The 20,929-nt window shown below is 69.6% G+C and carries 17 protein-coding genes; 10 read left to right on the top strand and 7 right to left on the bottom strand.

Features of this window, described 5'->3' with window-relative positions:
* Window positions 1-142: 142 nt before the first annotated feature.
* Both ASD66_RS17355 and ASD66_RS17350 read right to left on the bottom strand, forming a co-directional pair.
* The gene (locus tag ASD66_RS17355; RefSeq protein WP_056684126.1) at window positions 143-1,189 is read right to left on the bottom strand and encodes an alanine racemase; all 1,047 of its coding nucleotides are present in this window, start codon (window positions 1,187-1,189) and stop codon (window positions 143-145) included.
* The gene (locus tag ASD66_RS17350) at window positions 1,189-2,379 is read right to left on the bottom strand and encodes a lipid II:glycine glycyltransferase FemX (protein WP_056891702.1); all 1,191 of its coding nucleotides are present in this window, start codon (window positions 2,377-2,379) and stop codon (window positions 1,189-1,191) included. Before ASD66_RS17350 ends, ASD66_RS17355 begins: the two co-directional genes overlap by 1 nt.
* A 192-nt stretch (window positions 2,380-2,571) precedes the next feature.
* Here ASD66_RS17350 and ASD66_RS17345 point away from each other — a divergent pair, with 192 nt between their 5' ends.
* From ASD66_RS17345 to ASD66_RS17330, 4 genes are read left to right on the top strand one after another with little or no spacing between them, the layout of a single operon-like run.
* Window positions 2,572-3,198, top strand: coding sequence for a sigma-70 family RNA polymerase sigma factor (locus ASD66_RS17345; protein WP_056685207.1), 627 nt, complete (start codon window positions 2,572-2,574; stop codon window positions 3,196-3,198).
* Entirely contained in the window at window positions 3,195-3,677 is a 483-nt protein-coding gene (locus tag ASD66_RS17340; protein ID WP_056684123.1) for a hypothetical protein, read from the top strand. The genes ASD66_RS17345 and ASD66_RS17340 overlap by 4 nt, the downstream gene beginning before the upstream one ends.
* A gap of 12 nt (window positions 3,678-3,689) precedes the next feature.
* Window positions 3,690-5,408 (top strand): S8/S53 family peptidase, encoded by a 1,719-nt coding sequence (locus ASD66_RS25380; RefSeq protein WP_156388763.1) that lies wholly within the window; start codon window positions 3,690-3,692, stop codon window positions 5,406-5,408.
* Between the two features lie 7 nt (window positions 5,409-5,415).
* Window positions 5,416-7,878, top strand: a complete 2,463-nt coding sequence (locus tag ASD66_RS17330; protein WP_056684117.1) for a CHAT domain-containing protein — start codon at window positions 5,416-5,418, stop codon at window positions 7,876-7,878.
* A gap of 66 nt (window positions 7,879-7,944) precedes the next feature.
* Here the strand turns inward: ASD66_RS17330 and ASD66_RS17325 are convergent, their stop codons facing one another.
* Together ASD66_RS17325 and ASD66_RS17320 are read right to left on the bottom strand one after the other, a co-directional pair.
* A complete protein-coding gene (locus tag ASD66_RS17325) occupies window positions 7,945-8,751 on the bottom strand; it encodes a deoxyribonuclease IV (protein WP_056891752.1) in 807 nt (268 codons plus the stop codon).
* A 222-nt stretch (window positions 8,752-8,973) separates the two neighbouring features.
* The gene (locus ASD66_RS17320; protein WP_200950099.1) at window positions 8,974-10,350 is read right to left on the bottom strand and encodes a threonine dehydratase; all 1,377 of its coding nucleotides are present in this window, start codon (window positions 10,348-10,350) and stop codon (window positions 8,974-8,976) included.
* A gap of 88 nt (window positions 10,351-10,438) precedes the next feature.
* Here ASD66_RS17320 and ASD66_RS17315 point away from each other — a divergent pair, with 88 nt between their 5' ends.
* Window positions 10,439-11,674 (top strand): hypothetical protein, encoded by a 1,236-nt coding sequence (locus ASD66_RS17315; RefSeq protein ID WP_056891700.1) that lies wholly within the window; start codon window positions 10,439-10,441, stop codon window positions 11,672-11,674.
* 118 nt (window positions 11,675-11,792) lie between these two features.
* On the opposite strand, the gene ASD66_RS17310 is transcribed toward ASD66_RS17315, so the two are convergent.
* Window positions 11,793-13,193 carry a serine/threonine-protein kinase gene (locus ASD66_RS17310; protein WP_082599577.1) on the bottom strand — a complete coding sequence of 467 codons (1,401 nt, stop codon included), beginning with the start codon at window positions 13,191-13,193 and terminating at the stop codon, window positions 11,793-11,795.
* Window positions 13,194-13,405: 212 nt separating this feature from the next.
* On the opposite strand from ASD66_RS17310, the gene rpsF reads away from it, so the two are divergent.
* From rpsF to rplI, 4 genes are all read left to right on the top strand, one after another.
* Complete coding sequence (gene rpsF / locus ASD66_RS17305) at window positions 13,406-13,693, top strand: 30S ribosomal protein S6 (protein ID WP_056684108.1); 288 nt, start codon at window positions 13,406-13,408, stop codon at window positions 13,691-13,693.
* A gap of 125 nt (window positions 13,694-13,818) precedes the next feature.
* Window positions 13,819-14,388, top strand: a complete 570-nt coding sequence (locus ASD66_RS17300; protein WP_056684105.1) for a single-stranded DNA-binding protein — start codon at window positions 13,819-13,821, stop codon at window positions 14,386-14,388.
* A gap of 130 nt (window positions 14,389-14,518) precedes the next feature.
* A complete protein-coding gene (gene rpsR, locus ASD66_RS17295; protein ID WP_017933521.1) occupies window positions 14,519-14,755 on the top strand; it encodes a 30S ribosomal protein S18 in 237 nt (78 codons plus the stop codon).
* Window positions 14,756-14,769: 14 nt separating this feature from the next.
* Window positions 14,770-15,216 carry a 50S ribosomal protein L9 gene (gene rplI, locus ASD66_RS17290; protein ID WP_056684102.1) on the top strand — a complete coding sequence of 149 codons (447 nt, stop codon included), beginning with the start codon at window positions 14,770-14,772 and terminating at the stop codon, window positions 15,214-15,216.
* Window positions 15,217-15,598: 382 nt separating this feature from the next.
* On the opposite strand, the gene ASD66_RS17285 is transcribed toward rplI, so the two are convergent.
* Complete coding sequence (locus ASD66_RS17285) at window positions 15,599-16,177, bottom strand: hypothetical protein (protein ID WP_156388762.1); 579 nt, start codon at window positions 16,175-16,177, stop codon at window positions 15,599-15,601.
* 116 nt (window positions 16,178-16,293) lie between these two features.
* Window positions 16,294-17,619 (bottom strand): MATE family efflux transporter, encoded by a 1,326-nt coding sequence (locus tag ASD66_RS17280; protein ID WP_056891697.1) that lies wholly within the window; start codon window positions 17,617-17,619, stop codon window positions 16,294-16,296.
* A 502-nt stretch (window positions 17,620-18,121) separates the two neighbouring features.
* Between ASD66_RS17280 and ASD66_RS17275 the strand changes: the two genes are divergently transcribed.
* Window positions 18,122-20,815: a replicative DNA helicase gene (locus tag ASD66_RS17275; protein ID WP_082599576.1), complete on the top strand. Its 2,694-nt coding sequence runs from the start codon at window positions 18,122-18,124 to the stop codon at window positions 20,813-20,815.
* Window positions 20,816-20,929 lie beyond the last annotated feature (114 nt).

The following is a 20,929-nucleotide window of genomic DNA, read 5'->3' as shown; positions in this document are numbered from 1 at the left end:
TCGTCGGAGGGCGTCGTACCTTTGAACGGGCACAACGCCATGGTTCGGCCCGATTTCGGGGGTGGGACGGTCGTTGTGCCCGTTCTTCGGCCCACTCGCGTGCTCGGTTCCCGGCCCGAAGCGTGACGGCGGGGGACCCTGCTCAGGCGATGACGACGCGGTCGAACGCAGTCGCGGTGTAGCGGACCCGGACGTCGATCTCGTCGCCGATGTCGGGCACCGCTGATCCCTGTGGCACGAACAGCATGCTGGCCTGCATGTGCGGCGGCTCCGCGAAGAGCCGCTGCTTCCCGCCGATGCTGTACGGCGACCGCACGAACCCGGCCGCGTCCAGTCCACCCCGGGCGATCGCGCCGGCCCGGGCCTTGATGGTGTTCGCGCCGGTGGGGGCCTCGAGCCCGATGCCGTGGGCGGTGCCGCCGCTGACCACGAGGATGGTGCCGGTCTTGGGCGCAGCCCGACCCCGGTAGCCGAACAGGGCACCGCGCTCGACGTGGTGGGAGTCGAGCACGGTCGCCTTGACGGTGAACGCGCCCCGGTCGCCGAGCCAGAGGTCGGTGCCGATGCGCGGGCGGATCGTGTAGTCGGGCCACGCACGAGCCAGCTGCGCCAGCTCGGCCGCGGTGAGGTGGCTGACCCAGATCGTGGTCGGCGGCAGGCCGGCGGCGACCGCGTCGGTCATCAGCCGCTGCACCTCGGAGAGGTGGGATGCGCCGCCCATCGGCAGGTGGAACGCGATGCCCTCGAACCTGGCACCACCTTCGTGGCTGCGCAGGAAGTCGCCGGCCTCGCGCAGCTCGCGCGGTGTGAAGCCGTGGCGCACCATCGAGGTGAGCCGCTCCAGCACGAACCGGGCCTCGGGGTCGCGGGCCAGCAGCCCCTCGAGGTCGGAGACCCGGCCGATGGTGTGGATCAGTCGCGGGTTCGGCTCGGTCGGTGCCTCGAAGGCACGCCACGGGCTGAGCACCAGCAGCGAGCCGGGGAAGGTGTCGGCGACCTCGTCCACCTCGGCGTACGTCCCGATGGCGAGCGTGTCGACGCCCAGGGACCGGGCCTCGTCGGCCAGGCGCCGGTTGCCGAGCCCGTAGCCGTTGCCCTTGGCCACCGGCACCACCTCGGGGAGGGTGGCCAGGATGCGGTGCTGGTTGGCCCGGAAGCGCGCTGCGTCGACGTAGAGGCTCAGGCCCATCAGTTGCCCCCGCCCGAGCGCCGCGCCATGTAGACGTCGAAGGCCTTGTGGATGAGCCGGTTGATCGGCAGGTCCCACTCGCCGGCGTACTCGACGGCCTCGCCGCCGGTGCCGACCTTGAACTGGATCAGCCCGACGTGGGAGTCGTCGGAGTCGAGGGTGTCGGTGATGCCGCGGAGGTCGTAGACGTCGGCGCCCGCGGCCAGCGAGTCCTGGATCATCGCCCACTGGGCCGCGTTCGAGCCGCGTACGTCGCGCTTCTCGGTGGAGGAGGCGCCGTAGGAGTACCAGGTGTGCGCGCCACAGCGGATCCAGATCGTGCTGGCCACCAGGTCGCCCTCGTGGCGGGCCAGGTAGAGCCGGATCTCGACGTCAGGACCGGACGAGGAGAGCGCCTCGAACATGGTGCGGAAGTAGCCCAGCGGCCGCGGCGTGAAGTGGTCGCGCTCGGCGGTGTGCACGTAGAGGTCGTGGAAGGCCTCCAAATCGGTGGTCGAGCTTGTCGAGACCGTGCCGCGGGTGACCTCGACGCCGGACTTGGCGGCCTTCTTGATGTTGCGGCGCCAGAGCTGGTTCATCCCCTTGAGGACCTCGTCCTCGGTGCGGGCGGTGCCGTCGTCATGGCGCAGCGGGATGACGAAGTTGTACTGCGGCTGGCCGGCGGCGAAGCCACCCTCGGCGACCAGCTGCTTCCAGCCGAGCTCGTTGAGCTGGCTCACCACGCGGGCTCCGACCACGCTGCGCTCGAGGGGTGCGACCTCGCCGAGTCGGCGTACGGCGTCGCTGGCGATGCCCTCCTTGACCTGGGCGGCGGACCAGCGGGCGGTCACGACGGGTGGGCCCATGCGGCAGCCGAACGCGCCGGCCTGGCGCAGGTGGGTGACCATCGGCGCCAGCCAGGCGGCGAGGTTCGGGGCGTCCCAGTCGATGACCGGGCCCTCGGGCAGGTAGGCGAGGTAGCGCTTCACCTTGGGCAGCTGGCGGTAGAGCACCAGCGCGACGCCGACCAGCTCGTCGTCACTGAACCACCCGATCGACTCGCGCTTCCACTCTGCCTTCACCGCGCCCCAGGCCGGGGTCTGGAGGAAGCTGGCAGAGCGTTGGCCGGCCAGGTAGGCGAGGTGCGCGTCGGCGTCGATCGTGCGGACGGTCAGCGGGGCGTCGGGGTGGGCGGCAGCGGGGGAAGACACGAGGGCGAGGCTACCGGGCGGGGCCGCCGAGTGAACCCCCACGTCACTCGTCGGCCCCGGCCGGTCACCCCCGTTGTTCCAGCGCTCAGGAGTGGCCGGTGGGCCGCCAGATACATCGGGATGAAGTTTCTTCGCACAGGTATCTGGGCCGTTCTCTGGCACACCTGTGTGGGTATGGCGACAATGCAGGTGATGGGCACTCCTTCACGTGACTCGACACCCCGCGCCCCGACCCAGTCAGCCGGCCAGGTCTGGGCCGAGGCGTCAGCCTGCTTCCGCGCGTGGACCGACGGTGAGACCGGGGAGCTGGGCCTCTCCGGGCTGGTCCGGGTGATGACGCCGGTGCTGTGGCACGTGGTGCGTTCCTACCGGTTGCCGCACGAGCTCGCCGAGGACGTCGTACAGACGACGTGGTTGGCGCTGGTGCGTCGCCGCGACGCCATCGAGGACCCAGTGGCCATCGGTGGCTGGCTGACGACGACCGCACGTCGCGAGGCGTGGCGGGTCTCGAAGCTGAAGAACCAGGCGATCCCCGTGGAGGACGAGGAGATCGCCTTCCGGCTGCCGCGACAGCGTTCGGCGGAGTCGCATGCGGTCGAGGCCGACGAGAGCTCCCAGCTGTGGCGGGTGGTCGACGAGCTGCCGGACCGGTGCCGCAGGCTGCTGCGCATCGTGGCCTTCGAGAACCGGCCCGACTACACGCACGTCGCGCAGACCCTCGACATGCCGGTCGGCAGCATCGGCCCCACCCGCAGCAGGTGCCTGGCGAAGTTGCGGATCGCCCTCATGCAGATCGACGACCCGGAGGCAGGACGATGACCAGGGACTACAGCCGTGACGGGCTCCTCCAGGTGGTGCGCGAGGTCTGGACCGAGCGTGACCCCATGCCGGCAGGGCTCGTCGAGCGCATGCAGGCGGCGGTGGAGGCCGAGCTGGCCATTGCCGGCACCGACTTCGACGTCGAGCTGCTGATGCTGGTCTCTCGCGAGGAGATGCTCGCCGGGGCCCGCGGCACCGCGACGTACACACTGCGGTTCAGCAGTGACGACATCGACCTGCTGGTGCGCGCGGTCGGTGCACCTGAGGGCGGCACGAGACTCGACGGCTGGGTCTCCCCGGCCGGTCCGGTCACCGTGCACGCCACGCCGGTTCCCGACACCGGGCGCTCCTGGGAGGTCGAGAGCGACGACACCGGGCGGTTCGAGTTCACCGACCTGCCTGCCGGGATGGTGCGCCTGCACCTGACCCCACGCGACACCGGGCTGAAGCCGTTCGCCACGCCCGCCTTCGAGATCTGAGGACAACGCCCCATGCAGAACCCGAGCTCTGAATTGAACGAGCCCAAGGAGCCGAAGCGTCCCGAACCCCTTGACCGTGACCCCCAGCCGCCGCCCAAGTGGGCCATCGCGGCGGTGGAAGGCAGGATCCTCGATCCCGCCACAGCCTTGGTGGTGAAGGGTGTGCGGCCGCGGGCAACGGTGTACGTCGGTCCGCGGCTGACGATCTCCTACCGGAACAACTTCGCGGAGACGCTCGACATCCTCCGAGACGTCGCCAAAGAACTCGGTTGGGACGTCGACCCGGAGGAGACGGCCGCGCGTGAGTACGCATCGGCACCGGCCGACGCGCAGATTCGCACGCCGGAGAACCTCGCCGAGGACCGTCAACTCCGCTTCGGCGTCCGTCGGCTGAGTCTCTCCGTCTCCGGGAACAAGGCGTCACAGGCGCCTGATGGATGGACGCTGCTGCAGCGGGCCCGGGCCAAGTACGGCCTGGACGTGACGCGCGGAATCGGTCTCGACCACGTCGTCAGGGTGGCGGTCTCGAGCAACCCGGTCTGGGACGGCAACCCGGTCTGGGACGGCAACCCCGTGTGGGACGGCAACCCCGTGTGGGACGGCAACCCGGTCTGGGACGGCAACCCGGTCTGGGACGGCAACCCCGTGTGGGACGGCAACCCGGCGCGGGGTGGCACGTCCGCGGCCGTCGCGAGCTACGCACGGGCAGGCACTGGTGGCCGCCAACCGATCGCATACGTCGGGCCGGCTCCGGTACGCCGACCTGACGATGAGCTCAAGGGCCGACGGCCCGTGGTGGGTGTCCTGGACACCGGATGCGCGCCGCACCCTTGGCTGGACGACGTGGTCCACACGTCGATCACTCTCGACGGCGAGGCGATCGGCTACACGGACCCGACAACGGCTCCCGACCTGCACGGCGACCTCACCGGTCCGTTGGACGGCTCCATCGACCCGCTCTCCGGCCACGGCACCTTCATCGCTGGCCTGGTCCACCAGACGTGTCCCGATGCCGACATCCTGGCGTGGCGCGTGGTCCCTTCGGCAGGCCCGATCGTTGAGTCAGATCTGGTGCGTGCGCTGAGCCAGATCGCCGAGTTGGTACGGCGTCATCACGCCGGCGAGCCTGGTGGACAGGCGATCGACGTGCTCAACCTCTCGTGCGGCTACTACCACGAGACACCGGAGGACGGACTCTTCGACGTCACCATCCGCGACATCCTCGAGGACCTCGGGCGACATGGAGTCGTGGTGGTCTGCTCTGCTGGCAACGATGCCACCAGCCGACCCGCCTTCCCAGCGGCGTTCGCGCCCTGGTCGGACGGGCAGGGCCCGGTTTCCGTGGACACGACGTGCGTTCCGATCGTCTCGGTGGGAGCGCTCAACCCGAACCGGCGCAGCGATGCACTCTTCACCAACACCGGCGCCTGGGTGCGGTCCTACGTGCCGGGCGCGGCATTGATGTCGACGATCCCCGCCTTCCAGGGAGGGGCACAGTCGATGGCCGAGACGGTGGCCTTCGGGCGCACGCGTTCGGCCATCGACCCCGACGACTTCCGCGGTGGCTTTGCGGTGTGGAGCGGTACGTCGTTCGCTGCGCCCGTGCTCGCCGGCGTGCTCGCGGCGAACCTGCTCGAGGGCCTCGAGCCGTCGAGTGCAGCGCCGGACACCGCAGCAGCTGTGAGCCGGGCCTGGACCGCTGTGGAGAGGTGCACCCGAATCACGACATGATGGCCGGGTGGTCGGAGCCGAGGTGTTGCACGAACGCGGAGTGGCCGCGATGAACGCGGGCCAGTTCGACCGCGCGCAGGCTCTGCTGGAGGAGGCCTTGGACCTCGCCTCGGAGGAGGACCTGTGCGCCAGGATCGAGCTCAGCCTCGCTCTGGTCATGTCACAGACCAAACGCACCGCCGACGCGCTCGACCTCTGTGTCGCGGCGGCCGGCCGGCCGGGGCTGTCCCGCGAGACCGTCGGCCTCCTGCACAGCCAGCGCGCCCTGATCCTGATGTTGCACGGCGAGACCTCGGCCGCGTTGCGAGAGTTCGAGCTGGCGCTCGATGCCCTCGAGGATGACCTGCTGCTCGGCCGCGTGCACCTCAACCGCGGGAACGTCTTCCTCCAGCAGGGACGACCATCGGTCGCCTTGCCCGACTTCGAGCGCGCCGAACACCACTTCCGGCAGGTCGACAACGACTACCTCACCGCCAAGGCCGCCCACAACCTGGGCTACGCGCGCCTGCTCGAAGGGGACCTGGTCGGCGCCCTGCAGAGCATGGACGCCGCGCACCCCTACCTCGCCCCCGACGGGGCCGTGATGGAAGCGGTGATCAACCAGGATCGTGCCGAGGCGCTGATCGCTGCAGGTTTGGTCACGGAGGGGTGCACTGTGCTTCGGGATGCCGCTCGGACCTTCAGCCGTTCGAAGCTTCACCGCTATCAGGCCGACGCCGAGCTGGTCCTCGCCCGCACCCTCGTCCGTGCCGACCCGGAGGCAGCCCTGAAGGCGGCGCGCATCGCACGGCACCTCTTCGAACGCGTCGACAGTCGGGCTTGGGCGGCACGGGCCGAGGCGGTCGTCGTTGCCGCCGAGGTCGAGCTGGGTCGTCGCGGCCCGGCACTCGTGCACCGCAGCGACGCCTTGGCCGCCGAGCTCGATGAGCAGGGACTGCGGTGGGGCGCTGACCAGGTGCGCCTGCACGCCGCCCGTGTGATGGTGCGACGTGGGTCGTACTCAGACGCGCGGCTTCGAGTGGACGCCGTACGGCCTGGATCGCACGCTCCACTGGGGGTGCGCCTGCTCAGCCGCACGGCCAGGGCCGAGCTTGCCCACGCGCAGGGCCGCAACGGAACCGCTCTGCAGCACATCCGCGCCGGTGTCGGGGAGCTGCACGCCTGGCAGAGCACGTTCGGCAGCCTCGACCTGCAGACCGGCGTCGTCGGACAGGGCCGCCGTCTCGCCGTGCTCGGCCTGCGCCTGGCCGTGGACTCCGGGGACCCGGCCGTGCTCTACGAGTGGTCCGAGCGCGGGCGCATGCTGGCCAGCCGCATCCTGCCGGTCCGGCCACCGGTCGACGAACAGACCGCTGCCGACCTCGCCGAGCTCAGACAGCTCCAGGCCGGTGGCGACGACGTACAGGTCCCGCGGCCACGCCGTGAGGCCGAGCTGCGCCGGCGGGTGCGTGAGCGGGCCTGGCACAACCCGGGCTCCGGCGAGGTCACCGAGCCCGCGCCACTGGCCGACGTACGCCGGGAGCTCGGCACCGACACCGCGCTGGTCGCCTGGGTGATCAGCGCCGACCGGGTGGTCGGGTTGGTGGTCACGGACGCCGGTGAGAGGAAGTTCGAGCTCGGCACCTTCGCGCGGGTGCGCGAGCTGCTGGCCGGACTGTTGCCCGACCTCGACATGGCGGCCACCACTCTGCCGGACGCGCTGGCCGACGTCGTACGACGCGGGCTCGCGGCGCGGCTGCAAACTCTTGCCGACCTGTTGGTGACACCGCTGCTCGAGTCGATCGGCGATCGTCGGGTGGTGGTCACGCCGTCCGGTGGGCTGGCCGGGACGCCGTGGTCGCTGCTGCCCGGACTGGTCGGACGGTCGGTGACCGTGGCCGGCTCGGCGACCTCGTGGCTCTCGGCGCGGCAACGGCCGCTGTCGCTGGAACGGGTCGGGCTGGTCGCCGGTCCCCGTGTGCCACGCGCGGTCGAGGAGGTCACCGCCGCCGCCAAGGGCTGGGCCAGCGCCGAGGTGCTGACCGGAGACGCGGCCACTGCCGACGAGGTGACCGCGTTGGCCGGCCGGGTCGACGTGCTCCACGTGGCCGCGCACGGACGCCACTCGGCGGAGAACCCGCTCTTCTCCGGGCTCGAGCTGGTCGGCGGCCCGTGGTTCGGCTACGACGTCGACGCCCTGCCGGAGGTGCCGCAGGTGGTGCTGCTCTCGGCGTGCGAGGTCGGGCGGTCGTCGGTGCGGTTCGGCGACGAGCTGATCGGGATGACCTCGGCCTGGCTGCATGCCGGGGCGCGCTGTGTGATCGCCTCGCCCACTGCCGTGGCCGACGACGCCGCGCACGACGTACTCACGCACCTGCACGAGGGCCTGGCCGCCGGCCTGGACCCGTCGGCCGCCCTGGCCGCCGCGGTGGCGACCGGTACGACGACCGGAGCGCCCGCCCCGTTCGTCTGCTTCGGCGCCGGCTGGTAGCGCGAGCCGTGGGTTATTGATGCGCGAACCGCGTGTTCTTGATGCGCCAACCGTGGGTTCCTGGTGTCAGAGGCGTTCGCGCAACCACGCGGTGTCGGCCACGTGCTCCGCGGAACCACCCGGGGTCTCGAGGAGCGCGGGAGCCTTCGCGTCGCGGATCACCGAGGCCAGCAGGTCGGGGTCGATGTGGCCCGCACCCAGGTTGGCGTGCCGGTCGGCGCCCGAGTCGAAGTCGTCGCGGCTGTCGTTGGCGTGCACGAGGTCGATGCGGCCGGTGATCGCCAGCACGTCGTCGACGATGGTCTCGAGGTTGTTGCCACCGGCATGGGCGTGGCAGGTGTCGAGGCAGAAGCCGACCATGTCGGCCTGCTCCTCACCCTCGATCGCGCCCCACACGCCCTTGATGCGCTCGAGGTAACGAGTCATCGCGTTGTCACCGCCGGCGGTGTTCTCGATCAGCAGCGGGATCTTCAGGTCGGTCGCGGCGATCGCCTTGCGCCAGTTGTCGAAGCCGATCGAGGGGTCCTCGTCGTCCTTGAGGTGCCCGCCGTGCACGACCAGCCCCTTGGCGCCGATGGACGCCGCGGCATCCATGTGGGACTGCAGCAGCTTGCGGCTCGGGATGCGCAGCCGGTTGTTCGTGGTGGCCACGTTGATGAGGTACGGCGAGTGCACGTAGAGGTCGACGCCGGCCTCCTCCGCATCAGCCTTCAGGCCCTCGGCACCGCCGGCGTACTCGATGACCGGGCCCTTGTAGCTCTGCGGGTTGCCGAGGAAGAACTGCACCAGCGTGGTGTCACGGGCGCGGGCCTCCGCGATCGGGTCGGTCTGGTCGACGTGCGCGCCGATGGCTGTGCTGGTGGAGGAGCTCATGTGGTCCATCGTAGGAGCCCGGTCGGACAGCACTCTCGTGCGAGGGGCGAAGCCCGCCGACGCGTGGTCGTCGGTGGCTGGCTGGTGCTGGGTGAATGGCGTGGGTCCGCCCGCGCCAAGCCGACCTACAGGCATCAAGGATCCACGGTTCGCGCATCAAAAGGACGCGGCTCGCGACGCAATAATCCACGGTTGGCGCATCAGGAGGACGCGGGGCGTGGGTCAGACGACGTCGGTGGTGACCCGGGACAGCGTGGCGAGGTCACAGTTGCCGCCCGTCTGCACGATCGCGGTCTTGCGGCCCTCGGGACGGTCGGTGTCGGCGAGCATGCCGGCCAGCGCCAGCGACCCCGCGGGCTCGGCGAGGTTGTGCGTGGTGCGGTAGGTGAGCGCCATCGCCTCGGCGGCCTCCTCCTCGGAGACCCGCACGATCCGGGAGATGCCGCGGTTGATGATGTCGACCGCGATCGGGTCGGGGGTGCGGCAGGCGGCGCCGTCGACGAAGGTGTCGGCGCTGTCGGTCGAGACCGGGCGGCCCGCCTCGTAGGAGAGGGCGTACGCCGGGGCGCCCGCGGCCACCACGCCGATGATCTCGGTGCGGAGCCCGAGCAGGTCACGGACCAGGATGTTTGCGCAGGCACCCGAGCCCATGCCGATCGGCACGTAGATCGCCTCGAGCCCGGGCACCGACTCGTGCAGCTCTGCGGCGTACGTCGCCACGCCCTCGACCAGCCACGCGTGGAACGGCGGCACCATCAACAGGGTGCGCTCGCCGGCCAACCGGGCGGCGTACTCGCGGGCCTCCTGGAAGTCGTCGCCGTGCTCGATCACCTCGGCGCCGAGGCCGTCCATGGAGTCGGACTGGTCAGGGTTGTTGCCCTTGGGCACCACGATCGTGATCGGGACGCCGTACTTGCTGCCGGCGAACGCGAGGCTCTGGCCGTGGTTGCCGCGGGTGGCCGAGATCAGGCCGGACGGCGCGGGCATGCCCGAGACGCGCAGCCGTTCGAGGAAGTTGAGCCCGCCGCGCACCTTGAACGCGCCCGTGGGTGAGTGGTTCTCGTGCTTGACCCACGTCTCGGTGCGGGTGAAGCGCTCGAGCAGCGGCCAGCGGTACGCCGGAGTCGGTTTCACGTGGCGGCCCACCACCGACCGCGCGTAGCCCAGTGACGTCGGGGTGATCAGCGGACGCTCGCCGGTGCCGGGGGCGATCATCGGGCGGCGCGGGCTGGTGTCCTGCTGGGCCGCGGTCGGGGTCGCCTTCGCGACGGCGGTGACCCGGCTCGGCCGGGCGGGGGTGGTGGACGCCTTGATCTGGGCCAGGGTCAGCTGGATCTCGTCACGCGAGGCCTCGCCGCTGATCAGCTGGCTGGTGAACTCCTGCAGCCTGGTGAGCCGGCCCATGGCCACGTTGTTGCCGATGCCGACGCGTTCGGCGGTGAGCAGCTTGGTCAGCATCGGCACGGACAGGCCGATCACCTCGGCCAGCTCGGGAATGCCCAGGCCCATGAGGTGCTGCACCTTGTTGGCGAGCACGTCGATGGGGTCGCCGTACAACTCGGCCTGCTGTCGGCGCCTGTCTTCCTGCACGTCGTTCATCCCCGGGACCCCCTTTCGACTGATCCAACCCTACCGAGCGCGCGGACGATGACGCCTCTCCGCCCACTCGTGTGGAAAAGTGGAGCCCATGAAGCGTTCACGACGGCTCCTCGGGTCGGCCGCCGCAGGCTTCACTGCGGCCTGCCTGCTGGCGCCCGCCGCGGCGTACACCTCGGCCGACGACGAGCCGGTGGAGCTCGCCACCGACGTCGGCAGCGCCCCCGCCGTCGAGCCCGGCCTGCACACCATGAACATGCCCGACTCCACCGACACCGCGTACTTCGCGGTCGAGCGCACGATCGACGACTCGACGATCTGGGTGGGCGAGTCGCTGATCGCGCCGAAGCCGGTGGACGGGTCCTGGTACATCACGCCCACCGCCGACGGCACCAACCAGGACTGCGGGCAGGGGGCGTACGCCGACTCCTACTACGGCCGGCACGACCTGATCGCCGGCTCCGCCTCGACGAACCAGTCGTGCAGCACGGCCGACAAGGTGTTGTTCGGCCTCCAGAGCTGGGACCCCACGACGGTGCCGAACGCCGAGGCCAACCTCGTGGTGTGGGAGGAGCCGCCGGTCGCCGACGCCTCGATCCTGCCTCCGCCGGCGACGAACCAGAAGTGGGTCGGCACCCCCTCGACCGACAAGGGCGACGCCACGTTGGGCCACACGTTCGCCGACGCGCCCGAGCTGGTCGACGGCAAGTGGAAGGTGCATGTCGACCCGGGCAAGGCGGCCCTGTTCAAGGTGCCGCTCGACTGGAACCAGCACCTGCAGGTGTGGCTGACGTACGACGGCCCCGAGACCGTCGACAACGTGACCGTGCGGCCGATCCTGATCAATCCCGTCGGCGGGAAGTCCGCCTGGGGCACCGCCACCCAGGGTGCGAAGGGTGAGCCGCCAGGCTTCGACGACATCGACCTGAAGTACAACACCCTCGACGGAGGCGTGGTCTCCCCGTCGATCACCTGGCGCAACCGTGAGGCCGAGGGCGTCACCGCGGCGTTCCCCGGCACCTACTACGTGCTGCTGCAGCTCGGCCAGCAGGACATCCAGCCCAGCGGTGCCGACTTCATGGTCGACACCAAGGTCATCACCGACAAGGCCGCCACGTCGCCGTACGCCCAGGACGCGGAGCCGGTCGCCGCGCTCGACGGGTCCGACGCGGCGAAGGAGGAGTCCGACGAGAAGAAGTCGGAGGCCTCGTCCTCGTCGTCGGACGAGACCCCGTGGGCCGCGGTCGGTGGCCTCTTCGCCGGGTCGGCCGTGATGGCCGCCGCCGGCGTGATTGCCCTGGGCCGTCACCGTCGGAGCCGCGCATGATCCCGGTGCTGGCCAGCGAGCCGTGGGCGCTCATCTGGAGCCTGATCGCGGCCGCGGCGGTGTTGACCGTCGTCGGACTCGTGCTACTGCGCAACCGCTGACGCGAACCGCGTCGGCGTCAGGCCACGACCAGCCAGATCGCGCTGCCGGCCAGGCCGATGGCGGCCAGGAAGCAGACGATCGCCACGATCAGGGCGGTACTGGTGCCGCCGGTCGTGGCCGCACCGGACCGCCGGGTGACGTCGTAGCCGGTCACCGGCTGGGGCATCGGCGGGCCGACGAAGGCCGTGCGGCCGGCGGAGGTCGGCCCGGCGTTGCTGCCCGGGCTGGAGTGGGCGCCCGAGCTTGCCCCCTGGGCTCCGGAGTTGGATCCGGAGTGCGCGCCCGAGTTGGCACCCGACTGCGCTCCGGAGTGCGCGCCGGACTGGGGACCCGCGTGGCGTCCCTGCCCGGACGTCGCCCGTGAACCCTGGACGAAGCCGCCCTGGGCCACCGAACCGTGGCCGACCGACCCCTGGCCGCCTGAACCGGGGGCACCCGACCCCTGGCTGCCCGAACCGTGGGAGCCCGAGCCGTGTGATGCGGGGCCGTACGGCGTGGGTGCCTGGCCGGCCCCGGGGAACGGGGTCGGCGTCGGATAGGTCGAGCCCATCTGGCCGGTCGAGTAGGACGGGTAGTACGACGGGGGCGGCGGCGCCACGTCATTGAGCTGGTTGAAAACCTCGGGCGGCTCGGAGTCGTTCTGCCACGGGGTGCCGGGCGGTACGCCGATCTCGCGGAGCATCTGGAGCGCCTCGGAGGCACTGGCCGGCCGGGCCTCGGAGTCCTCCTGGATCAGCGCCTCGAGGAACTCCTTGTACTTGCCGTCAGGGGCGCCCTTCTGGTGACGCGGGCTGAGCCCGGTGATCATCTGGATGCCGACCACGCCCACGGCGTAGAGGTCCTGCTGGGGTTCGGGAGAGGCGCCGAGGGCCTGCTCGGGGGCCATGTAGCCGTCGGTGCCGATGGCGCCGGGGAAGCGGGTCAGCCGGACCTCGTCGATCAGCGCGGCGACACCGAAGTCGCCCAGGCGCAGGTGCGGACGGCGGGTGCCGGTCGGCTCGAGGAGCAGGTTGGCCGGCTTGACGTCGCGGTGCACGACTCCGGCACCGTGGACCGCCTCGAGGGCCTGGAGCGTCTGGTCGAGCACCACCGCGGCGTACGACTCGGGCAGCTTGCCGTGGTCGCCGAGCAGGGTCTGGATGGAGCCGCCCTTGACCAGGTCCATGGTGAAGATGACCAGGTTGTCCTCCGCGGCCCAGCCGCTGGGCGCGACGACGTGGGGGTGACGGATGCGCACCGACTGCTCGCGCACGAAGCGCAGCAGCATGCCGCTGTCGTGCTGGCCGAGCACCTTCGCCGCCACGAACGTCTGGTTCCGGAGGTCCCAGGCACGCCACACAGAGCCCATGCCGCCGGCGCCGATCTGGTCGATCAGCACGTAGCGGCCGGCGAGCGGCGTGTTACCCATGGATGTCATCGGGGGCCACCCTACCCATTCATCGGCCAAACATTCCGGCCCGGATCGGCCCCGGATCCAGTCGGCGGATTTCGTCGCCGTACGCGCGCGCTGATAGCCTGCACTGTCCTTGTGGCCCTGTACCCCCGAGTGGTGCATCCCGCTGACATTCGCAAAGCCCTCCTGCCACGGAGAGACCGTGGCCGCCGAGTCCAGAGGAGGTGGAGACCGCTATGCGTGCATATGAAGTGATGGTCATCCTCGACCCGAACCTCGAAGAGCGGACGATTGAACCGTCCCTCGACAAGTACCTCAACGTCATCCGCAAGGATGGTGGCTCCGTCGAGACCGTCGACGTCTGGGGACGTCGCCGCCTCGCCTACGAGGTCAAGAAGAACGCTGAAGGCATCTACGCCATCATCTCGCTGCAGGCCGAGCCGGCCACGGTCAAGGAGTTCGACCGCCAGCTCACCCTGAACGAGTCCGTGCTGCGCACCAAGGTCCTTCGCGCCCAGGCGTGACGGCGTACGCCGGTAGCTTGCCGGTGTTTCGGGGAAGTCCCTGTGGATGACCCCTTCACACTGTCGGTGCCGGCGTACACCATGGTCCGGACACACAAACAGCTGAGAACAAAGGGAGACCTGAGATGGCAGGCGAGACCGTAATCACGGTGGTCGGCAACCTCGTCGACGACCCGGAGCTGCGCTTCACCCCGTCGGGTGCGGCCGTGGCGAACTTCCGGATCGCATCGACGCCGCGCACCTTCGACAAGCAGAGCAACGAATGGAAGGACGGCGACGCGCTGTTCCTGACCTGCTCTGTCTGGCGACAGGCCGCGGAGAACGTCGCCGAGTCCCTGCAGCGCGGCATGCGTGTCGTCGTGCAGGGTCGCCTGAAGGCCCGCACCTACGAAACCCGCGAGGGTGAGAAGCGCACGGTCTTCGAGATCGACGTCGAAGAGGTCGGTCCCAGCCTGAAGTACGCCACGGCCAAGGTCACGCGGGCCTCCCGCGGTGGCGGCGGCGGTGGCGGTGGCTTCAACCAGGGCGGTCCGTCGCAGGGCGGCGGCTTCAACCAGGGCGGCCAGTCCCAGCAGGGCGCCCCGGCTGCCGACCCGTGGGCCACTCCGGCACAGGGCGGTGCTCCGGCAGGCAACGCGGGTCAGTCCGACCCGTGGGCCGCTCCGGGCGTGTCGTCCGAAGAGCCTCCCTTCTGAGTTGATCCGTCGGTCGAGCAGGTCGCACAGCGACCGTGGCGAGACCGCACAGCACCACAATTTCCGTTAGCCAACATCCATTCCGGCCCGCTGAGACGCGCGGCCGGGCTTCACGAAAGGGAGCACCACAATGGCCAAGGCAGTGATTCGCAAGCCCAAGAAGAAGGTTTGCCAGTTCTGCAAGGAGAAGGCGACCGGTGTCGACTACAAGGACACCACGCTCCTCCGCAAGTTCATCTCCGACCGCGGCAAGATCCGTGCCCGTCGGGTGACCGGCAACTGCGTGCAGCACCAGCGCGACGTTGCCATCGCGGTCAAGAACGCCCGCGAGGTCGCACTCCTGCCCTACACGTCCACCGGTCGCTGAGAGGATTTGCGAACATGAAGCTCATCCTGACCCAGGAAGTTGACGGCCTCGGCGCCCCCGGCGACGTGGTCGAGGTCAAGGACGGCTACGGCCGTAACTACCTCATCCCCCGCGGCGACGCGGTCCGTTGGACCAAGGGTGGCGAGAAGACCATCGAGTCCATCAAGTCCGCCCGCGCCTCGCGCGCGCTGCGCGACCAGGACCACGCCGGCGAGGTCAAGGCCAAGCTCGAGGCCGCGCCCGTCAAGGTCGCCGTCCGTGCCGGTGAAGGTGGCCGCCTGTTCGGCGCCGTGACCGTTGCCGAGATCGCCGCTGCCCTGTCCGAGACCTCGGGCGAGCAGGTCGACAAGCGCACGATCGTCGCGGGCAACCCGATCAAGGCCCTCGGCGCGCACCAGGTGTCGGTCAAGCTGTACGACGGGGTCTCCGCCACGGTGGCGCTCAACGTCGTCGCCGGCTGATCGAGCCTGTCTGACGCTGGCTGTCTGACACACCAGTCCGGTCCGCTGCCCTTCGGGGTGGCGGGCCGACTGTCATTTCCGGGCGCTCCTGCCTTCCAGTCGTTCCTGCCGGGACGTCCGGCGTGGGGGTGGCGCGGCCGCCGGTGTGCAGGAGGTCACTTGCGCCTGGCGCGTCCCGTCGACTCGCCGACGCACCGTCGCGCCGACGCGCTCGCTCCCCGTGACCTCAACTCTGCACCTGCATGATCGTGGTCGCCCTCGGGCCCGGATCCGGTGTCGTGACTCGACACCTGCACGATCGTGGTCGCCCTCGGCCGTCTCCGCTCGGCCGCGATCGGGTCGGTGCGAGCCTGCGCCCCCCGATCGTCCGCGGCCGGTCGGGTCAGACGGTGTCGCGCGCGGCGGCGTACGGCCTGGCGTGTGCGGCGAAGGTGTTCCAGATCAGCCAGAGCCACAGCAGGACGAAGGCCACGTCGGCGTAGCCGAGCATGGTCCTCGAGTCGGCCGCGTCGGCGATCGGCGGCAGCGCGGCCACGAGGCAGGTGACCCAGCCGATGACCCCGAAGCGGCCGGTGAACTTGCGGTCCTTCCCGGCCCGGGCCGCGGAGCACACCGCCCGGGCGAACAGGAAGATGAAGAGGAGGTCGGGCAGCGACAGGGCCCACTTGAGCGCGAGCTCGGCGTCGTGCACGCGCTCGTTGACCTGGGGGAACCAGACGGCGAGTGACACCACGGCGCACACGCTGCCGATGCCGAGCAGCTGTCCGCGCTCGGTCCACCGCACCGAGGACAGGCCCCACAGGACCATCGCCCACCCGATGAAGTCGGGGAGGACGTCGAAGCGTCCGAGGGTGTCGATCGCGACGACGACGAAGCCCATCGCGACCTTCTGGAGCGGGGTCATCGACGTGCGTTCCGGGCGGCTTCGGCTCTCCGGGTCCGCGGCCGGCTGGTCAGTCACGCGGCAACTGTAGTGGCCGCCCCTCCCGCGAGTAACGCCCCGTCCATGACGCTCTGCACCCCACCGGCGGGGGTCGAAGTGACCACAGGGGCGCACAAGTGCCGTCGTACGGCGACTCAGGTGGCGCCCAGCACCATCCACTTCTCACCTCGTGCGCGAAGGCCGAGCACGACCGCACGCCCCAACATGAAGCCGAAGCCGAACGCGACCCACAGCCACACCAGGTCGTCGGCGAGGAGGGCCAAGGGCGTGTAGACGATGAGTACGGCGAGCCCGCCCCACGCGAGGTAGGCGCCGTCGCCGGCACCGATGAGCACGCCGTCCAGCACGAACACGTAGCCGGCGATCGGCTGAGCCACTGCCGCGATGAGCAGGACCGGGACGAGCTGCTCGATGACAGCCCGGTCGGAGGTGAACAGGTGGCCCATCACCGGGCTGAGCGCGGCCAGGCCGAGCCCGGTGACCACGCCCGAGGCGATGCCCCACTGCACCATGCGTCGGGTGATGGCCCGGGTGCCGGCGCGGTCGCCGGCCCCGAGGTAGCGGCCGGTGAGCGCCTGGGCCGCGATGGCGATGGAGTCCAGCACGAAGGCGAGGAACGACCAGATCGTCATCGCCAGCTGGTGGGTGGCGATCGGGGTGTCGCCGCCGGCCTGCACGGCGGCGTACGTCGTGACCAGGAGCGCGGCCCGCAGTGTCAGGGTGCGGACGACGAGGGCGACCGCGGCGTGGGCGGCGGTGCGGATCCCCGGGAGGTCGGGGCGCAGGGACGCGCCCTCGCGCCGGGCACCGCGGAGCACGACGGCCAGCAGGAGGCCCGCCATGAACACCTGGGCGATCACCGAGCCCAGCGCTGATCCCTTCAGGCCGAGTGCCGGCACCGGCCCGACGCCGTAGACCAGCGCGAAGTTGAGCACGATGTTGAGCAGGTTGCCGAGTACGGCGGCGATGAGTGGTGTGCGGGTGTCGAGCATGCCGCGGAGCACGCCGGTGGCGGCCAGTATGACCAGCAGCGGTGTGGTGCCGAGGAAGCCGATGCGCAGGTAGTCGCTGGCGTGGTCGGCGACGGTGCCGTTCGCGCCGAAGAGACCGACCAGCCAGTCCGTGGCGAGGATGCCGGCCACGGTGGTGACGACGCCGATGATCACCGCCAGCCAGATGCCGTCGATGCCCTGGCTGATCGCCGCGCGCAGGTTCCCTGCTCCGAGCTGGCGGGCGACCGACGCGGTGGTGCCGTAGGCGAGGAAGACGCACAGTCCGACCGCGGTCTGCAGCACCGCGCCGGCGATGCCGAGGCCGGCCAGCTCCGGAGTGCCGAGGTGTCCGACGATCGCCGCGTCGGCGAGCAGGAACAGCGGCTCGGCGACCAGGGCCAGGAAGGCGGGGATCGCGAGCTTGAGGATCTCGCGGTCGACGCTGCGATCCGGGGCGCGGGTGCTCACGGGAGCAGCCTAGCGAACGTAAGAGGCACACTGCCTAGTGCCCATGACATCTGGTTCGCGAGCGGCCTGTGTGTAACCGGTGGGAATCTGTGAGCAGACGAAGCGCCAGGGCGCCATGTCGACAAAGAAACACCGGACCGTCCAGTGGGTGGTCGTCTGGAAAGAAAGTTGCCAACAACTTCCTGTCCACAGGTCGGGAGAGGCGTTTGCGCAGGTCAGAGGCGGTGTGTGACGCGTGGTTTCACGTGAATCCACAGGCGCGTCCCCAGTCTGTGCACAGCGAGGTGCGTGTCGTCCACGGCGAGTCGTGAGTTATCCCCAGGGGCCTGTGGACAACGCGCTTTCGGTGGACGGTCCCGGGGACGTACGGTCACACGTCCGCGTCTTGTGAAGTCCCCGTTGCAGCTCTCCCGGAGCCGTTCTGTCGGTGGTCACATCTAGCGTCGTGGCAGCACAGTGGACGACGTGTCCGGGGCCGGAAATATGAAGAAGGGGAGCGACGATGAGCATGACCGACCACCCTCGCGATGACTTGCCACCGGAGCCGGAGTGGGGTGACGGCCCAGCGTCGTACGAGCCCGGCAACGCGCCCCGTGCGTCCAACGACCGCACGCCTCCCCAGGACAACGCGGCCGAGCAGAGCGTGATCGGGTCGATGCTGCTCTCCAAGGACGCGATCGCCGACGTGAGCGAGACGATCCGCGGCACCGACTTCTACCGGCCGGCGCACGAGATCATCCACGACGCGATCATCGACCTCTTCGGTCGCGGCGAGCCGGCCGACCCGGTCACCGTCTCGGCCGAGCTGCAGCGCCGCGGAGAACTCCAGCGCATCGGCGGTGCACCGTACCTCCACACGCTCTCGGCCAACGTGCCGATCGCCGCGAACGCCGGCTACTACGCCGAGATCGTGCGAGAGAAGGCGATCCTGCGCCGCATGGTCGATGCCGGCACCAAGATCGTGCAGATGGGGTACGCCGGCGAGGGCCAGGTCGACGCCATGGTCGACAACGCCCAGGCCGAGGTCTACAAGATCACCGACAAGCGTTCCGCCGAGGACTATGCGCCCCTGGTCGACATCATGGAAGGCGTCCTCGACGAGATCGAGGCGATCGGAAACCGTGACGGCGGCATCTACGGAGTGCCGACCGGATTCGCCGACTTCGACGACCTGACCAACGGCCTCCACGCCGGCCAGATGATCATCATTGCGGCGCGCCCGGCCATGGGGAAATCAACGCTGGCTCTGGACCTGTGTCGGGCGGCGTCGATCCACAACGGCATGACCAGCGTCTTCTTCAGCCTCGAAATGAACCGGGCCGAGATCACGATGCGCCTGTTGTCGGCTGAGGCGAAGGTGCCGCTGAACCACATCCGCAACGGCAACATGACCGATGACGACTGGGCCAAGCTCGCGCGCAAGATGGGCGAGGTCTCGTCGGCGCCGATGTTCATCGACGACTCCCCGAACATGACGATGATGGAGATCCGGTCGAAGGCTCGACGGCTCAAGCAGAACCACGACCTGCGCCTCATCGTCATCGACTACATGCAGCTGATGAGCTCGGGCAAGAAGGTCGAGTCCCGTCAGCTCGAGGTCTCGGAGTTCTCCCGTCAGATCAAGCTCCTGGCCAAGGAGCTCGAGGTCCCGATCATCGCGCTGTCGCAGCTGAACCGTGGTCCCGAGCAGCGATCCGACAAGCGACCGATGATGAGCGACCTGCGTGAGTCGGGCTGCGTCACGGCGGACACACGCATCATGCGGGCTGACAACAATGCCGAGGTCACCATCGGTGAGCTGATGCAGTCCGGCGCCAAGGACATCCCGGTCTGGGCGCTCGACGATCGACTCAAGCTGGTTCCACGCACGATGACCCACGCGTTCCCTTCCGGAACCAAGGAGGTATTCGAGCTCACGCTCGCCTCCGGTCGCACGGTCAAGGCGACAGCGAACCATCCGTTCCTGACGTACGACGGGTGGATGCCCCTGGGTGAGCTCGCACAGGGGGCCCGCATTGGCTCGATCCGCCACGTTCCGCCGCCGCTGCAGATCACGCCGCGCGACGAGGACGAGATCGTGATCCTCGCCCACATGCTCGGTGATGGCTCGTTCGTGAAGCGTCAGCCCATTCGCTACGCGAGCATCGACGAGGCCAACCTCAGTGCCGTCGGCGAGGCGGCGTCGAGGCGATTCGGCATCACACCGATCCGCGACGAGTACGAAGCTGCTCGGGTCACCACCTTGCGTCTGCCGGCGCCGTACAGGCTGGCGCGCGGACGCCGGAACCCGATTGCTGCGTGGCTCGATGAGGACGGTCTCTTCGGTCTGCGCAGCCACGAGAAGTTCGTGCCCGAATGGGTCTTCGGCCTTCCCAAGGAACAAGTGGGCCTTTTCCTCCGCCACATCTGGGCCACCGATGGTTCGATCGGGTACGACGTGAAGAACCACCTCGGCCGCGTCTACTACGCGTCGACCAGCCGCCGGTTGGTCGACGATCTCGCGCGACTCCTGGGGCGCTTCAACGTGTTCACGCGCATCAAGCGGGTGCGCAAGCCTGGCTACCGCGACGGATGGCACCTGTATGTCTACGGAGCGGAGAACCAGCTGCGTTTCTGCGACGAGATCGGCGTGCACGGCGCTCGTGGCGACAAGGCGCGTGCGCTGGCCGAGTCGTTGCGTGATGTGCGACCCAACACGAACCTCGACACCGTTCCCGTCGAGGTGTGGGGCCGCGTCCGTGAACTCCTCACCGAACAGAAGGTGACGCACCGGGAGTTCGCATCGGCCATGGGCACCCAGTTCTGCGGATCGACGATGTGGAAGCACGCGCCCAGCCGCCAGCGTATGTCCAAGATCGCGGGCATCCTCGGCGATGCCGATCTCGAAGTGCTCGCCACGAACGACGTCTACTGGGACAGCATCACCTCGGTGAAGTCGCTCGGAGAGCAAGAGGTGTACGACGCCACCGTGCTCGGAGTGCACAACTTCGTGGCCGAAGGAATAGCCCTGCACAACAGCCTGGAGCAGGACGCGGACATGGTGATCCTCTTGCACCGCGACGACGTCTACGAGCGCGAGTCGACCCGTCCCGGCGAGGCTGACCTGATCGTGGCCAAGCACCGTAACGGCCAGACGCGTGACATTACCGTCGCGTTCCAGGGCCACTACAGCCGCTTCGTCGACATGGCCCACTGACCGCCCAACAACTGTCGAGATGCAGCGAAGATTGTCGGATCGTCACCGTAGATAATCTTTTGACGTTATGTCGCGCTGAGGGGGCCGCGGGGTGCCCTCACAGGGGACGCACCT

This window comes from Nocardioides sp. Root151 (genome assembly GCF_001427925.1).
GTDB lineage: Bacteria > Actinomycetota > Actinomycetes > Propionibacteriales > Nocardioidaceae > Nocardioides.
The sequence above is the reverse complement of the archived record's forward strand: the minus strand, read 5'-3'. Positions and strand labels throughout refer to the sequence as shown.

What these genes read in the sequence shown, in the direction of transcription:
- rpsF (WP_056684108.1), top strand. Translation starts at nt 13,406, where the DNA reads ATGCGTGCATATGAAGTGATGGTCATCCTCGACCCGAACCTCGAAGAG.
- ASD66_RS17310 (WP_082599577.1), bottom strand. Translation starts at nt 13,193, where the DNA reads ATGACATCCATGGGTAACACGCCGCTCGCCGGCCGCTACGTGCTGATC.
- ASD66_RS17340 (WP_056684123.1), top strand. Translation starts at nt 3,195, where the DNA reads ATGACCAGGGACTACAGCCGTGACGGGCTCCTCCAGGTGGTGCGCGAG.
- ASD66_RS17345 (WP_056685207.1), top strand. Translation starts at nt 2,572, where the DNA reads ATGGGCACTCCTTCACGTGACTCGACACCCCGCGCCCCGACCCAGTCA.
- ASD66_RS17275 (WP_082599576.1), top strand. Translation starts at nt 18,122, where the DNA reads ATGAGCATGACCGACCACCCTCGCGATGACTTGCCACCGGAGCCGGAG.
- rplI (WP_056684102.1), top strand. Translation starts at nt 14,770, where the DNA reads ATGAAGCTCATCCTGACCCAGGAAGTTGACGGCCTCGGCGCCCCCGGC.
- ASD66_RS17315 (WP_056891700.1), top strand. Translation starts at nt 10,439, where the DNA reads ATGAAGCGTTCACGACGGCTCCTCGGGTCGGCCGCCGCAGGCTTCACT.
- rpsR (WP_017933521.1), top strand. Translation starts at nt 14,519, where the DNA reads ATGGCCAAGGCAGTGATTCGCAAGCCCAAGAAGAAGGTTTGCCAGTTC.
- ASD66_RS17355 (WP_056684126.1), bottom strand. Translation starts at nt 1,189, where the DNA reads ATGGGCCTGAGCCTCTACGTCGACGCAGCGCGCTTCCGGGCCAACCAG.
- ASD66_RS17320 (WP_200950099.1), bottom strand. Translation starts at nt 10,350, where the DNA reads ATGAACGACGTGCAGGAAGACAGGCGCCGACAGCAGGCCGAGTTGTAC.
- ASD66_RS25380 (WP_156388763.1), top strand. Translation starts at nt 3,690, where the DNA reads ATGCAGAACCCGAGCTCTGAATTGAACGAGCCCAAGGAGCCGAAGCGT.
- ASD66_RS17300 (WP_056684105.1), top strand. Translation starts at nt 13,819, where the DNA reads ATGGCAGGCGAGACCGTAATCACGGTGGTCGGCAACCTCGTCGACGAC.
- ASD66_RS17325 (WP_056891752.1), bottom strand. Translation starts at nt 8,751, where the DNA reads ATGAGCTCCTCCACCAGCACAGCCATCGGCGCGCACGTCGACCAGACC.